The sequence below is a fragment of the Streptomyces sp. NPDC002809 genome, assembly GCF_040295435.1.
In the GTDB taxonomy this organism is placed as follows: domain Bacteria; phylum Actinomycetota; class Actinomycetes; order Streptomycetales; family Streptomycetaceae; genus Streptomyces.
The window spans coordinates 22,061-35,278 of the sequence record NZ_JBEOVJ010000055.1 but is presented as its reverse complement, the minus strand read 5'-3'; the positions used below and the strand labels follow the sequence as shown (position 1 = coordinate 35,278).

The 13,218-nt window shown below is 71.6% G+C and carries 11 protein-coding genes; 7 read left to right on the top strand and 4 right to left on the bottom strand.

Annotated elements, in window-relative coordinates; genetic code table 11:
• Window positions 1–122: 122 nt before the first annotated feature.
• Entirely contained in the window at window positions 123–1,163 is a 1,041-nt protein-coding gene (locus ABT025_RS27190; RefSeq protein ID WP_350999730.1) for an AraC-like ligand-binding domain-containing protein, read from the bottom strand.
• Window positions 1,164–1,696: 533 nt separating this feature from the next.
• Between ABT025_RS27190 and ABT025_RS27185 the strand changes: the two genes are divergently transcribed.
• The 4 genes from ABT025_RS27185 (at window position 1,697) to ABT025_RS27170 (ending at window position 6,895) form a co-directional block, all read left to right on the top strand.
• Window positions 1,697–3,991, top strand: a complete 2,295-nt coding sequence (locus tag ABT025_RS27185; protein WP_350999727.1) for an ATP-binding protein — start codon at window positions 1,697–1,699, stop codon at window positions 3,989–3,991.
• A 379-nt stretch (window positions 3,992–4,370) separates the two neighbouring features.
• Window positions 4,371–5,342, top strand: coding sequence for an alpha/beta hydrolase (locus tag ABT025_RS27180; RefSeq protein WP_350999724.1), 972 nt, complete (start codon window positions 4,371–4,373; stop codon window positions 5,340–5,342).
• 43 nt (window positions 5,343–5,385) lie between these two features.
• Window positions 5,386–6,108: an alpha/beta fold hydrolase gene (locus ABT025_RS27175; protein WP_350999722.1), complete on the top strand. Its 723-nt coding sequence runs from the start codon at window positions 5,386–5,388 to the stop codon at window positions 6,106–6,108.
• Window positions 6,109–6,313: 205 nt separating this feature from the next.
• Window positions 6,314–6,895 (top strand): Dps family protein, encoded by a 582-nt coding sequence (locus ABT025_RS27170; protein ID WP_350999719.1) that lies wholly within the window; start codon window positions 6,314–6,316, stop codon window positions 6,893–6,895.
• Between the two features lie 98 nt (window positions 6,896–6,993).
• Here ABT025_RS27170 and ABT025_RS27165 read toward each other — a convergent pair whose 3' ends face one another.
• The 3 genes from ABT025_RS27165 to ABT025_RS27155 all read right to left on the bottom strand — a co-directional run bounded on the left by ABT025_RS27165 (window position 6,994) and on the right by ABT025_RS27155 (window position 10,092).
• Window positions 6,994–7,647, bottom strand: a complete 654-nt coding sequence (locus ABT025_RS27165) for a hypothetical protein (protein WP_350999717.1) — start codon at window positions 7,645–7,647, stop codon at window positions 6,994–6,996.
• Between the two features lie 121 nt (window positions 7,648–7,768).
• Window positions 7,769–8,596 (bottom strand): SDR family NAD(P)-dependent oxidoreductase, encoded by an 828-nt coding sequence (locus ABT025_RS27160; RefSeq protein WP_350999715.1) that lies wholly within the window; start codon window positions 8,594–8,596, stop codon window positions 7,769–7,771.
• Entirely contained in the window at window positions 8,593–10,092 is a 1,500-nt protein-coding gene (locus ABT025_RS27155) for a DHA2 family efflux MFS transporter permease subunit (RefSeq protein ID WP_350999713.1), read from the bottom strand. Before ABT025_RS27155 ends, ABT025_RS27160 begins: the two co-directional genes overlap by 4 nt.
• 138 nt (window positions 10,093–10,230) lie before the next feature.
• On the opposite strand from ABT025_RS27155, the gene ABT025_RS27150 reads away from it, so the two are divergent.
• From ABT025_RS27150 to ABT025_RS27140, 3 genes are all read left to right on the top strand, one after another.
• The gene (locus ABT025_RS27150; RefSeq protein ID WP_350999706.1) at window positions 10,231–10,920 is read left to right on the top strand and encodes a TetR/AcrR family transcriptional regulator; all 690 of its coding nucleotides are present in this window, start codon (window positions 10,231–10,233) and stop codon (window positions 10,918–10,920) included.
• A gap of 123 nt (window positions 10,921–11,043) precedes the next feature.
• Window positions 11,044–11,760 (top strand): response regulator transcription factor, encoded by a 717-nt coding sequence (locus tag ABT025_RS27145; protein ID WP_502972035.1) that lies wholly within the window; start codon window positions 11,044–11,046, stop codon window positions 11,758–11,760.
• 183 nt (window positions 11,761–11,943) lie between these two features.
• Complete coding sequence (locus ABT025_RS27140; RefSeq protein ID WP_350999695.1) at window positions 11,944–13,173, top strand: cytochrome P450; 1,230 nt, start codon at window positions 11,944–11,946, stop codon at window positions 13,171–13,173.
• The last annotated feature ends 45 nt before the right edge of the window (window positions 13,174–13,218 follow it).

Genomic DNA, 13,218 nt, shown 5'->3' with positions numbered 1-13,218 from the left:
ATACGAGTGTGCGGCGGCGGGTTCCGCGGGACAGCCGGCGCGGCCACGGCCTGCGGGGACCGGACCGGACCGTACCCGACCCGACCGTCCGCTCCGGCACGGGCCCGGAGCGAACCGCTGGTTCAGGCCGGGGTCGTGACCAGGGCCGCCGGCGTACTCCCGGCCGGCCGGGAGGGGCTCCGTTCTCCGCCCCTGGGGTCGGTGTCTCCGACCGCCAGGCGCATGGTGCGCCATTCACGGGGCGGAAGGCCGTAGGCGCCGCGGAAGACCCGACTGAAATGGGTGGGGTTGGCGAACCCCCAGCGCTGGGCGACGGACGAGACAGTGGGTGCCGTACGGCCGCTGCGTGCCAGTTCGCGCGCGCACGCCTCCAGCCTGCGCCTCTGGATGAGCCGGCTGACCGTGATGCCTTCGGCCTCGAAGAGACGGTGGAGGTAGCGCACCGAGATATGGCTCGCCCTCGCGACGGACTCCGGTGACAGCGCGGTGTCGGCGAGGTTCTCGTCGATGTGGTCACGGACGCGTCGCACCAGATGATGACGCGCGTTCGGGGCGTCCGCGGCCGTGTCCTCCGCGGTCTCGGCGACCAGGGCGGCGAACACGTCGGTGAGGCCGTTCACCAGGCCACCTCCCGCAGCCGGCGAGAACGTGTGGGCGGCGGCGACCAGCGTGGTGAGCAACGGCCTCAGAACCGCGGCACACCCTCGGTCCGTGGCGAACACGCGGCCGGTGACGCGGCGCAGGTCCTCGTCCGCCAGCCCCAGCATGTGGCGCGGCAGGTGGACGACGCCGGTGGAGAAGCGTTCCGGATGGTCGAGGGAGTACGGGCGGGTCGTGTCCCAGACGGCGAGGTCTCCGGGGTTCGCGACGGCGGACCGGCCGTCCTGGGTGAGTACCGTCGTGCCCGACATCTGGAGGGCGATGACCACGACCGGCTCCGGCGAGCGCGTGATGTGCGCCGCCCTCCGGCTGAAGCGGTGTGCGTCGGCCTCGACGGCGCAGGCCCGCAGGGCTCCCACCCGGTGCGTGACGATGCGCCCTTCGAAGGGGCGGTCGCCGCGCAGGGCGACGGTCCCGGGCACCAGTACCTGCTCCACCGCCTGGCGCCAGTGGTCGAGCTTGTCCTCGTCGGCCGCCGTGGCGGTCGTCAGCACCGGACTCATCCGGCTCTCCTCTCATCCGTGCGACAACGGCGGAGACCTCGGACATCCGTGCCCGCACGGACCTGGCTGATGCTCGCCGTCTCGACGAGGCGACGGCTCTGCCAGGCCACGCACGGATGCCCCGTCGCGGGAGCGACTCCTCGCGACGGGCCCGGGCCGCGACAGTGCGGCCCGGTTCCCCGCTGCGACCAGCCAAGCAGCCCGGCGTCCGGCACTCCAGGCAGAAGGCAGGCAGAAACACGGGCAGAACGCGGCAGAACAGCCGGGGCCCGTGGGCTGCCGGGGCCGGGCGGGTGCCGGCAGCCACGTATCGACAGCCGGGCTGATGCCGAGAGCCGCGTGTCGACAGCCGGGCTGATGCCGGGAGTCCGGTGGATGCCGGGAGTCCGACGGATGCCAGTCGTCCGACGGATGCCGGCAGCCGGGTGCGGGGAGGCGACCGGACCGCCTCTGACCTGCGAACCTGCACTGTTAAACTCGGATGGCCGTGCTCGGGGCCGCCGACGGGGACACGGTTGGACAAGGAGCCCGGAGTGACCGGTGATCTTGGGGCTTTCGGAGCCGCGCTGCGCGAGCTGCGGGTCGCGGCCTCGCTGACCCTGGAAGGGCTCGCCGAGGCTTCGGGCGTCAGCGTACGAGGCATCGGAGACCTTGAGCGCGGACGCCGGGCCGCTCCCCAGCGACGGACGGTGGCAGCCCTCGCGGACGGACTGGAGCTGGGCGAAGAAGACCGCGAACGGTTGCTGGCGACCGCCCGCGCGGGCCGGAGTACGGGGTACAGCCCGGCCGGGGTACGGGCCTTTCCGCGCGGGATCGACGACTTCGTGGGCCGGTCCCGCGAATTGACGTCACTCGCCGGGCTCGCGGAAGCCGCTGCCGCCCGAAGTGGCCGGGCCGGCGACGGACCGGGGAGCCGGGCCGCCCCTCCGGTGACCGTGGCGGTCTCGGGGCCGCCCGGGACGGGTAAGACCACACTCGCACTGCATGCGGCACGTGAGCTGGCCGGCCGGTTTCCGGACGGGCAGCTCGTCGTGGACCTGCGCGGCATGGACGACGAGCCGCCGGGTCCCGCCGAGCTGATGGTCACGGTGCTCAAGGCGCTCCAGGTGGCGGACCGAGAACTGGCGAAGGCGGGGCCGCAGGGGCACCCCGGGCTGTACCGGCGGCTGCTGGCCGAACGCCGCTGCCTGCTCGTACTGGACAACGCACGGGACGAGGCGCAGGTCCGCCCGTTGCTGCCGGGCACCGGGGCGGGAATGGTGATGGTGACCAGCCGGCGCATGCTCTCGGGGCTGGAGAGCGTGTACCGGCTTCCGCTGGGCGAACTGACGCCGTCGGAGGCCGCGGACTTCCTGACGGGACTGATCGGAGGGGAACGGACGGCGGCGGACCCCGCCGCGCTCGCCGACATCGCCCGGCTCTGCGGCCACCTGCCGCTGGCTCTGCGGGTGGCAGGCAACTGGCTGGCCACCCGCACCGGCTGGTCGGTGCGCAGGCTCGCCGACCGCCTCGCCATGGAGGACCGGCGGCTGGACGCGCTGTCCGCCGGAGACCTCCGGGTCTCCGCCGCCTTCGACCTCTCCTATCGCCAGCTCACCCCCACTGCCGCCCGGCTGTTCCGGAGGCTCGCACTGATACCCGGCCCGGACGCCGGGGCCGCGGGCGCCGCGCAGCTGACCGGACAGGAGCTGTTCGACGCCGAGGACACGCTGGAGGAACTGGTCGAGGCGGGGCTGCTGGGCTCGGACGGGGACCGGTACCGGCTGCACGACCTGTTGTGCCTGTTCGCGCGTACCCGTCTGGCGGCCGACGAGAGTGCCGAGGACGTCGTCCGGGCGGCGGCAGCGCTGGACGACTGGCTGCTGCGGACGACGGTCGTGGCGGGCCGGTGGTTCGAACCCGGCCACGGGGCTCCCCCGGCGGACTGGCGGGGAGCGGTCGACCTGTCGTCGGCCGACCTGGCCCGGCGTTGGCTCAAGGCGGAGGGCGCCAACTGGCTCGCGGCGGTGCGCACGGCCGCCGCGGCCGGCGAGCACGCGTCCGTGGTGGAGGTGGCCGAGGCGCTGCACTGGTTCTCCGACCAGTGGATCTCCTGGGGGCACTGGCCGGAGGTCTTCGCCACCGCCGCCGCGAGCGCCCAGGCGCTCGGGGATCCCCTGCTCGAAGCGACCCAGCTGAACTACCACGCCTGGGCACTGCTCGTGTGCGAGGGCCGCCTCCGGGACGCCGTCGCCCGCGCCGGCCAGGCACTCGACGCCGCACGACGGGCGGACGACCCGATGCAGCAGGCGTGGGCGCACCAGTACCGCTCCTGGGCGCTCCGCAAGGCCGGCGATCACGCGAAGTCCGGGGAGGACGTCCGCCGGGCCGCCGAACTCTTCGACGCCGCAGGTGATGTGCACGGCAGTCTCCAGTGCATGCACAACCACGCCCTGAGCCTGATGGCACAGGGGCGGTCCGAGGAGGCCCTGGCCTCCTACCGGCGCACCTATGCCTTCCTGGAGGAGGCCGGCGATCGCGTCGAACCGCACATCGCCGACATCACCCGCCTCGAACTTCACTCCAACATGGGCGTGACGTATGCCCAGTTGAAGCAGTGGGACGAGGCGGTCAGTCAGCTGCGGACGGCCCTGCGGGTCTGTCACGACACGGGCAACACCTCGCTGGAGAGCCGTCGGCTGATCGACCTGGGCGGCGTGCTGCGTGATGCCGGGCGGCCGGTGGAGGCCCGCGACGTCTACTCCCGCGTGGTGACCCTGGGCACCGACGCCGACCCGCGGGCCGTCGCCGAGGCACGCGAACAGCTCGGCGGGCTCCGCGGCGCCTGAGAGGTCGCTCATTCCTCATGTCCGTCCCGTGCCGGCGGCAGGTCGGCAGGCCGCGGAGCCATTCGCGAGGTCGGTCGCGACGTCGTCCACGGTAGGCGCCCCATGCGTCCGGTTCCGTTCTCTCCGTGCACAGGGACCGTTCTCCCCGTGCCTCTCCGTGTGGGGCCGGATCAGGGATCACCGTGTGTGGGGCCGGATCAGGGATCACCGTCACGTCGGTGCACTCGCGGTACAGAACCAGTGCACCGACGGACAATTCACCCGGGTCCGGCGGTCGTAGCGTGGAGGCCGGGACAGAGCGGGCTCCCGCAGCCGTCCCGCACACCGGCCGGAGAATCCGGCGGCAGCGCCACCCCCTTGAATCCCCCAGGAGATGCACATGTCCGACGCCGTGGAACCCGTCGTGCCCGTACTCGAACCGGCGGCGGCCGCGTTCGCCGAGGCGACCGCGAACCCCCCGTACCTGTTCGACCTCGCTCCCGCCGACGGCCGCAAGGCCGTTGACGAGGTGCAGTCCGGCGAGATCGACATGCCGGCGGTGGACGAGGAGTGGATCACCGTCTCCGACGGCCCCACGGGCAGTGTCCGGGCGCGGATCGTCCGGCCCGCCGGCGCCGAGGGCCCGCTGCCGGTGATCCTCTACATCCATGGTGCGGGCTGGGTGTTCGGCAACGCCCACACCCACGACCGGCTCGTGCGCGAACTCGCCGTCGGCACGGGTGCCGCCGTGGTGTTCCCGGAGTACGACCTGTCACCCGAGGCCCGCTATCCGGTGGCCGTCGAGCAGAACTACGCCGTCGCCCGGTGGATCGTCGGGCAGGGCGCCTCCAAGGACCTGGACGGCAGCCGACTGGCCGTGGCCGGCGACTCCGTGGGCGGCAACATGAGTGCCGCGCTGACCCTGATGGCCAAGGAGCGGGGAGACGTCCCGCTGGTCCAGCAGGTGTTGTTCTACCCGGTCACCGACGCGGCCTTCGACACCGGCTCGTACCACCAGTTCGCCACCGGCTACTTCCTGCGCCGCGACGGCATGCAGTGGTTCTGGGACCAGTACACGACCGACGAGAGCGAGCGGGCGCAGATCACCGCCTCGCCGCTGCGCGCCACCACCGAGCAGCTCACCGGGCTGCCCCCGGCCCTCGTCATCACCGGCGAGGCCGACGTGCTGCGCGACGAGGGCGAGGCCTACGCGGCCAAGCTGCGTACGGCAGGTGTCCCGGTCACGGCCGTGCGCTTCCAGGGCGTCATCCACGACTTCGTGATGCTCAACGCGCTGCGCGGGACCCATGCGGCGCAGGCAGCCATCGACCTGGCCGTCAGCACCCTGCGTACGGCTCTCGCCACCCGCTGATCCGGCCGGCCTCCACTCTGCCTCACCAAGGAGAAGAACAGACATGACCACCCAGCAGTTGCCGACGGTCGTCCTCGTCCACGGTGCCTTCGCCGACGCCGGCAGTTGGTCCGGAGTCATCACGGAGCTGCGGAGCCACGGGGTCCCCGTCGTGGCACCGCCGAACCCGCTGCGCGGCCTGGCGGCCGACTCCGCCTACATCGCGTCGGTCGTGTCCCAGATCGATGGTCCCGTCGTACTGGCGGGACACTCGTACGGCGGTGCGCTGATCACCGTGGCGGGTACCGCGGAGAACGTGGTCGGCCTCGTCTACGTGGCGGCCTATGTGCTCGAAGAGGGCGAGAGCCTGGGCGAGTTGCAGGGCCGCTTCCCGCTCTCGGCACTGGTCGGCAGCCTCAAGGAGACCACGTACCCGGTGGCGGGTGCGGAGCCCGCGGTCGAGGTCACCATCACGGCCGATGCCTTCCCCGAGATCTTCGCCGCGGACGTCCCCGAGTCCGTCACCACGGTCCTTGCCCTGGCCCAGCGCCCCCTGGCTGCCGCCGCCTTCGCCGAGACGGCCACAGCCGCGGCGTGGAAGACCAAGCCGTCCTGGGCCCTGGTGGCCGGGGCGGACCGGGCCATCAACCCCGAGGTCGAGCGCTTCGGGGCGCGGCGGGCCGGGGCGACCGTGGTCGAGGCGGACGGCGCCTCGCACGCCGTCGCGGTGTCCCGGCCGCAGCTTGTCGCACAGCTGATCCTCGACGCGGTACGCGCGACGGGCTGACAGAGCCGGCGAACCGGCCACCTGGCCGCGCGTACGCCTCTCAGGGGGCGCGTACGCGCGGCCCGTTCCTTCCGCGGCCCCCGCCGCGACCGCTCACGGCGTTCCGCGCCGGAGCCGTCGGGCGGGTGCGCTGCCGGCCAACCCCCGTCCGGACGCCTCGCGTCCCTCGGGTCCGTACATCGACATGCACCGCAGGAGGCGCACCATGACCGTCACAGACTCACCCGCCGTGGGCGGAAGCCAGCCCAGGCTGCATCAGAAGGGCCAGGTCATCCAGGAGTTCGGGACGGTGAAGCAGTTCCCGATCGGCCTGTCCTACGAGGCGCGCATGTACGCGTGCCAGCGCCTCAACCAACTGCTCGCGGACACCCAGATCCTTCATGGTCTGTACAAGAAGCACCACTGGCTCGTGCGGGGTGCCACCTTCTACCAACTGCACCTGGTGCTGGACAAGCACGCCGGGGAACAGCTCGACATCGTGGACGCCCTCGCGGAGCGCGTCCAGACACTGGGCGGGGTCGCGGTCGGCGACCCCCGGCACGCCGCGGAGATCACGTCGATCCCGCGGCCCCCGAACGGCGTGGAGGAGGTCCCCGCGATGCTGTCGCGGCTCCTGGAGGCCCACGAGGCCATCCTGGTGGCCGCACACGACGCCGCCGCGCGGGCCGCCGGGCTCGGTGACGACGGGACCAACGACCTGCTGGTCTCCCAGGTCGTCCGAACCGGGGAGCTTCAGGCGTGGGTCCTCGCCGAGCACCTGGTCGACACCCCGCTGGTCCGTAGCTGAGCGCGACCGCGATCAGGTGCCGCCGGGTGACGGAGCGCGGGCCGTCCCCGCGGTGGCGCCGCACGCCGCGCTCCGTCGGCGGTTCGGAGCCCGCCCCCTCACAACGACGTGGCCGTGCTCCCGGGCAGGAGCGTGCGGTGGTGGCGGTAGAGGGTTCCGGTGCCCCCGAAGTCCTTGAGCACCGGTGCCCAGACCGCCTCGATGTGGTCGACGGCCGGCCCCTCGGCCACCCACTCGGAGAAGCTGAGCACCTGCCCGCCGTCCACGGCGATGTGGAGGTGGGCCGCTATCGCGCCGGGGTAGGCCCGGTCCTCGCCCTCGCTCCGCTCCTCCCCCGCGAGCAGCCCGTCGAGCCACGCACGGGCGGCCTGCTCGCTCTCGGTGGGGAAGAACGCCGCGGGGAACGACTCCGGTACGGGAGCCGGTTCCTCGACAGCGGTGCCGCGGACCGCCCGGTAGTGGCGGAACGCCCTTGAGACGGTGCCCGCTTCGGCCGGGCCGCCGGGGGGCGGCAGCTGATCCTCGGTGGCCCACTGGGCGTAGGTGAGGACGGAGTCGTCGTCACTACTGGTGTAGACGGTCAGGGAGAGCAGCCCTTCGGGCCACGGCCCTCGGAGCGCGTCGGCGACGGCCTGTTCGGCGGTCCGCCGGGTGTCGTCCGGTCCACGGGTGGCGAGGGTGGTGACGAGGACGGCCGCGCTGCGCGGATCGTCGAGCACGACGCGTACGGGGTCGGCGGACACGTAGGACATGGTGCGGGCTCCTGGGGGTCGGTTGCTGCGCGAGAGCTGAGGAGGCGGCCGGCGCCTCCTCAGTCTCCTTCGCGGCGGGTCCGCTTCCCAGGGCCGCCGTTGCAGGTCTTCGTCAAGTGTGTCAACTCCCGGCAAGGAGCCGGTCGGTGAGGTCGCGCAGCCGCCGGGCGGCCGCCGGGTCGAAGCCGCGGGTGTCCACCGGGATGCGACGGCCCTCGACGAACGCGCTGAGCGCTTCGGACGGGGGCTTGTCGATGGCGTCGACGATCGGCGGCAACGCGGCCCCGACGGGCTTCGCGTTTCGTTGCATCGACCGGATGTGGGGCAGGGTCTCGGCGTCGTACTCGCCGGAGAAGCCGGTGGCCGTGACGCCGGGATGGATCAGTACGTAGCGGATCCCGGCCGGTCCGTACTGTTCGGCGTAGCCGACGCCCAGCAGGTCGTTGAGCTTTCCGCCCTGGCCGAGCGCGGCCCCGCCGTGGTAGCGGCGGGCGAGCTGGAGATCGTCCCACTGGACGAGTTCGAGTCCGGCTCCCGGACCGGCCACGTTGACGACGACCGGGTGCCGTGCCCGGGACAGCGGCTCGGCGAGCGCCTGGCCCAGCACGTGACGGCTCAGGTAGAAGAGTGCGAAGTTCTCCTCGTAGCCCTCGGTGGTCTCCGTGCGGCGGGAGCGGTAGTGGCGGGCGCAGAGCACCAGGGCGTCGACGGTGGGGAACGCGGCTCGGATCTCGTCGGCGGCACGGGAGGTCTCCGCGAGCAGGCTGAGGTCCGCCGTGACGAAGAAGGCCCGTTCGGCGGCGTCCGCAGCGCGCGCGTCGTCGAGGAAGCGCCGGCCCTTCTCGGGGTTCCGGCCGATGACGACGACCGTGTCGCCGCGGCTGAGGAAGAGCTCGGCGAGTGCTCTGCCGATGCCGTCGGTGCCACCGGCGATGACGAGGGTGCTCATTTGCCTTCTCCCTGTGCGTGAACGGATGCGGAGATCTCTTCGGCCGGCTCCGGGTGAGCGGTCTCACCGGTTTCACCGGCGTCCTCCGCGGGGGTGGGCGCCGGGCGGCCCGGCAGCAGGGTCGCCGCCGCCAGTACGAGGACGAGCACGACGGACACGGTCCAGTACGCGGCGTGGAATCCGCGGACCGGGTCTCCGTCGCCCGCGGTCTGCATCACGAGCGCGACGAGCGCGATACCGATCGACGCCCCGAGCTGGTTGAGCATGTAGAGCACCGAGCTTCCCTGCGGGACCAGGTGCCCCGGCAGGGTGCGGTAGAGCGAGGCGATCGTGGGTGCGCCGACCGCACCGAGGCCCACGCCGATCGTGAAGGCGGCGACCGCCGGCCACACTTCGGAGGTGTCCGCCCCGATACGGGTGAAGGCGAGGGCGCTCAGCAGTGCGAGGGCGCCGCCCGCCCGTACGAGGCTGCGTGAGCCGACCCGGTCCGAGAGCCGGCCGGTCACCGGCATGGACAGGGCGGAGCCGATGCCGAGCGGGGCCAGGAGCAGGGCCGCCTCGAAGCTGCCGTGGCCCTGGACCTGCTGGTGGTAGAGGGGCAGCGCGAAGAGGCTGGCGAACGTCGCGAGGCCGACGAGTGAGCCGACCGTGACGCTGGCGGCGAAGCTGCCGCGGCTGAACAGGCGCAGGTCGATGAGTGGTGCGGCCCTGACTTCGCCGCGCCGGCGAAGGGCGTGGAAGCCGTATCCGCCCAGCAGCAGGACGGACAGGATCAGCGGCACCAGAACCGACGGGACGGCGAACGCGGCCTGCTCGGCCGCCTGCGAGAGAGCGAGGACGCCGGCCGCGACGCCGGGGCCGATGAGGGCGAGCCCGAGGATGTCGAGCTTACCGGCGGGCGGCTTCTCGGTGGAGGTGTCCGCGGGCAGGAACTTGAGGGCGAGCACCAGGGCGACCAGGCCGATGGGGACGTTGACCAGGAACATCCAGCGCCAGTCGGCACCCTGGAGGATGATGCCGCCGACGACCGGGCCGAACACCGGGCCGCTGGAGCCGACGACGCCCATCAGGCCCATCACGCGCCCGGCGCGGGCGGGTCCGGAGGCGCGGGCGAGCAGCGTGAGCATCAGCGGGTCGAGCAGTCCGGCGCCGAGTCCCTGCACGATGCGGAAGACGATGAGGCTGGGGGCGTTCCAGGCGAGACCGGAGGCGACCGAGCCGACGAGGAACACGACGAGGCCGAGCAGCCACAGCCGGCGTCCGCCGAACCTGTCCACCGCCCATGTGGTGACGGGGATCGAGACGGTGAGCGCGAGCAGGTAACTGGTGGACACCCAGCTGATGGTGGACAGCGACGTGTCGAATTCGCGGGCCAGGGTGTCGGCCGCGACGGCGATCATCGAGCCGTCGAGGATCCCCATGATCCCGCCTAACAGGATCACGCCGATCAGCCGCCGCAGTGCGGGATCCAGGCGTTCGTCCTGTGCATGCGCCATGACTGTCTCCGGTGAGATCGAGCGAGAATTGCACTGGCGAGTGCAGCGTATGGCACTTGCTGGAGCGTTTTCAACGAGCTGTCCTACTTCATTGCACTCATCGGTGCATTTTTCGGGTCGGGCGGGTACGATGACGGGGTGAGCGGAACGAGTACCCCCAAGACCCCGTCGCGAGGCCGCATCGACAAGCGGCAGGCGATCCTGAGTGCCGCCTTCACCGTGTTCGCGCAACGGGGCTACGCCCGCGCCTGCATGGAGGAGATCGCCGAGGTCGCGGGAGTCGCCAAGCACACCGTGTACAACCACCTCGGCGACAAGCAGAACGTCTTCCGCAGCGCGATGGAGGCGGCGGCCGACGACGTCATGGCACAGAACCTCGCCGTCGTCGACCTGTTCCCCGCCGGGAGCGGGGCGGGCGCCGACACCACCACACCGCAGGACGACGTGTCCGTCCGGCTCGAAGTCCTGGCGCACCGCCTGCTGTTGCGATGTTGCAACGAGCAGTCCTGGGCGCTGCGGCGCCTGCTCTACGCAGAGATCACCCAGTTCCCCGACCTGCTGGAGATCGTCTGGGGGCGGGGTGCGAGCCGGCTCAAGGAAGCGCTGGCCGACCGGCTGGCCCGGCTGGCCCTGGCCGGCCGGCTGAGGCCCTGCGATCCGGTGGAAGCGGCCGAACACTTCCTCGCCCTGCTGACCGGCCCGATGGAGGCCCGGTCCCAGCTCGGCACCCGAGCCGTGCCCGAGGCGGAGATCCGCCAGGTGGCACAGTCGGCGGTCCGGACCTTCCTCCAGGCATACGGTGCGTCAACTCAGGCTGCTAGCAAGTGAGTTGACGCACAACGGCAGCTGAAATCGGTCCTACGCGAAGCGCTCGTGAACCTCCGTGAACGCTTCTTTAAGACCGTCGACACCTGCCATCGGATCCGGGGCTCCGCAGAGAACATCGTCTGCGTGCGTGTACTCGATCGGATCAAGGGAGACATCGTGCAGATTCTCGTGGTGGAGGACTCACACAACAGCAGCGGCGAACTTTCCCGGGCGCTCGAACGCCACGGGTACGAAGTGACCTCCGTCGGCAACGGCGCGACGGCGCTGAACGCACACCGTGGTGCGGACATCGTCCTGCTCGACCTCGACCTGCCCGACATCGACGGACTGGAAGTCTGCCGGCGTATCCGCGAGGACGCGGACATACCGATCATCACGTTCACCGACAGCGGCAGTGAACTCGACCGGGTCCTCGGCCTCCGGGCCGGCGCGGACGACTGCCTCGACAAGCCCTACGAATTCCGCGAACTCCTGGCGCGCATCGAGGCCGTGACCCGGCGTCGGCACGCCCGCCCGGGATTGAGGGAATCCCTGACGGTCCTCTCGATCGGCACGCTGCGCATCAATGCGGCATCCCGCGAAGTCCTGCTGCGCGGGAGCCCCGTCGATCTCACCCGCAAGGAATTCGATCTGCTCTACTACCTCGCCCGGCACTCCGAGAGCGTCGTCAGCCGGCAGCGGCTGATGACGGAGATCTGGGAGGACCCGATGCCGCATCTGCTCGGAGTCCGGGCGACTCGCACCGTGGACACCCATGTCAGCTCCCTGCGCAGCAAGTTGGGGCAGAGCAGCTGGATAAGAACCGTCCGCGGGGTGGGGTTCAGAGTCGGGCACGAGTGAGACACGGAGCGGGGCCGGAGGGACACCCACGTCCGCCGGCCCCGCTCCCGTCCCCGCCGCTTTTCCTTTTCCTGACAACGAATTGTCGAGATGCCATGAAAAGGCTGACCGAGACGGAAAGCGGCCGAATCTAGAGTCGGCAGGGTCCGCGTGCTGGTTCACCTCACAGACGGAGCCCTTCCGATGACGACGACTGATTCCGGGCATTCGAATGCACTCTCCTCCTGCCCCTACCACGCCTCCGGCTTCACCTCCGAACGCCTCGACCTCGATCCGGCCTACGCCGTGCTGCGGCGCGAGGAGCCCGTCGCGCGGGTCACGATGCCACACGGCGGGGACGCCTGGCTGGTGACCCGGTACGCGGATGTACGCGCCGCGCTCTCCGACCCCCGGCTGAGCCGGGCGGCCGCCGTCGGCAAGGACGTCCCGCGCTCCAGCCCGCTGATCCAGCAGGCCGATTCCCTCCTCAGCATGGACCCGCCGGACCACACACGCCTGCGCCGGCTCGCGGCGAAGGCCTTCACCGCTCGTCAGGTGGCCGCCGTCCAGCCGCGGGTGCAGGCGATCATCGACGCACTCGTGGACGATCTGGAGGAGTCGGGGTCCCCCGCCGACCTGGCCACCGGGCTGGCCTGGCCGATGGGCATCACGGTCATCTGCGAGACCTTCGGTGTGCCGGTCGAGGACCGCGGACGGTTTCGTGAGTGGACCGACGCGATGATGGCTCTGACGGTCGCCGATCCCTCGACCATCCAAGCGGCGCGGGACAGCCTCGACGCCTATCTGCGGGAGTTGATCGCGCGGCGGATCGCCGACCCCGGCGAGGACCTGCTGAGCCGGCTCGTCACCTCGCGCGAGGGGGACGACCGGCTGACCGAGGGCGAACTCGCCGTGTTCGCCGTGGATCTGCTCACCGCGGGGCACGAGACGACCGCCAACCAGACCGGCAACTTCCTCTACACCCTGCTCTCCCGGCCCCTGCTGTGGGAATCCCTGGTCAAGGACTCCGCACTGGTGCCCTCCGCGGTCGAGGAACTGCTGCGCTACACACCGCTCGCCACCAGCGTGGCGCCGTTCTCCCGGATCGCCGTGGAGGACTTCGAGCTCGCCGGGCAGTTGGTGCGCGCGGGGGACGCGGTGGTCGCGCAGAACGACGCCGCGAACCGGGACGGGACCGTCTTCGAGAACCCGGAGGAACTGGACTTCAACCGGGCGGTCAACCCGCATGTGGCGTTCGGGCACGGGGCGCACCACTGCCCCGCGGCCCCGCTCGCCCGGCTGGAACTCCGTTCGGTCATAGAGACGTTGGTGCGCCGGCTGCCGGGCCTGCGCCTGGCGGTGCCCGCCGACGAGGTCGAATGGAACACCAACCGTGTGATGCGGGGTGTCACGCGCCTGCCCGTCGAGTGGTAGGGCCGGCACAGCGGTGAGCGGCGCCTCCCGGCCGGGGGGCGCCGC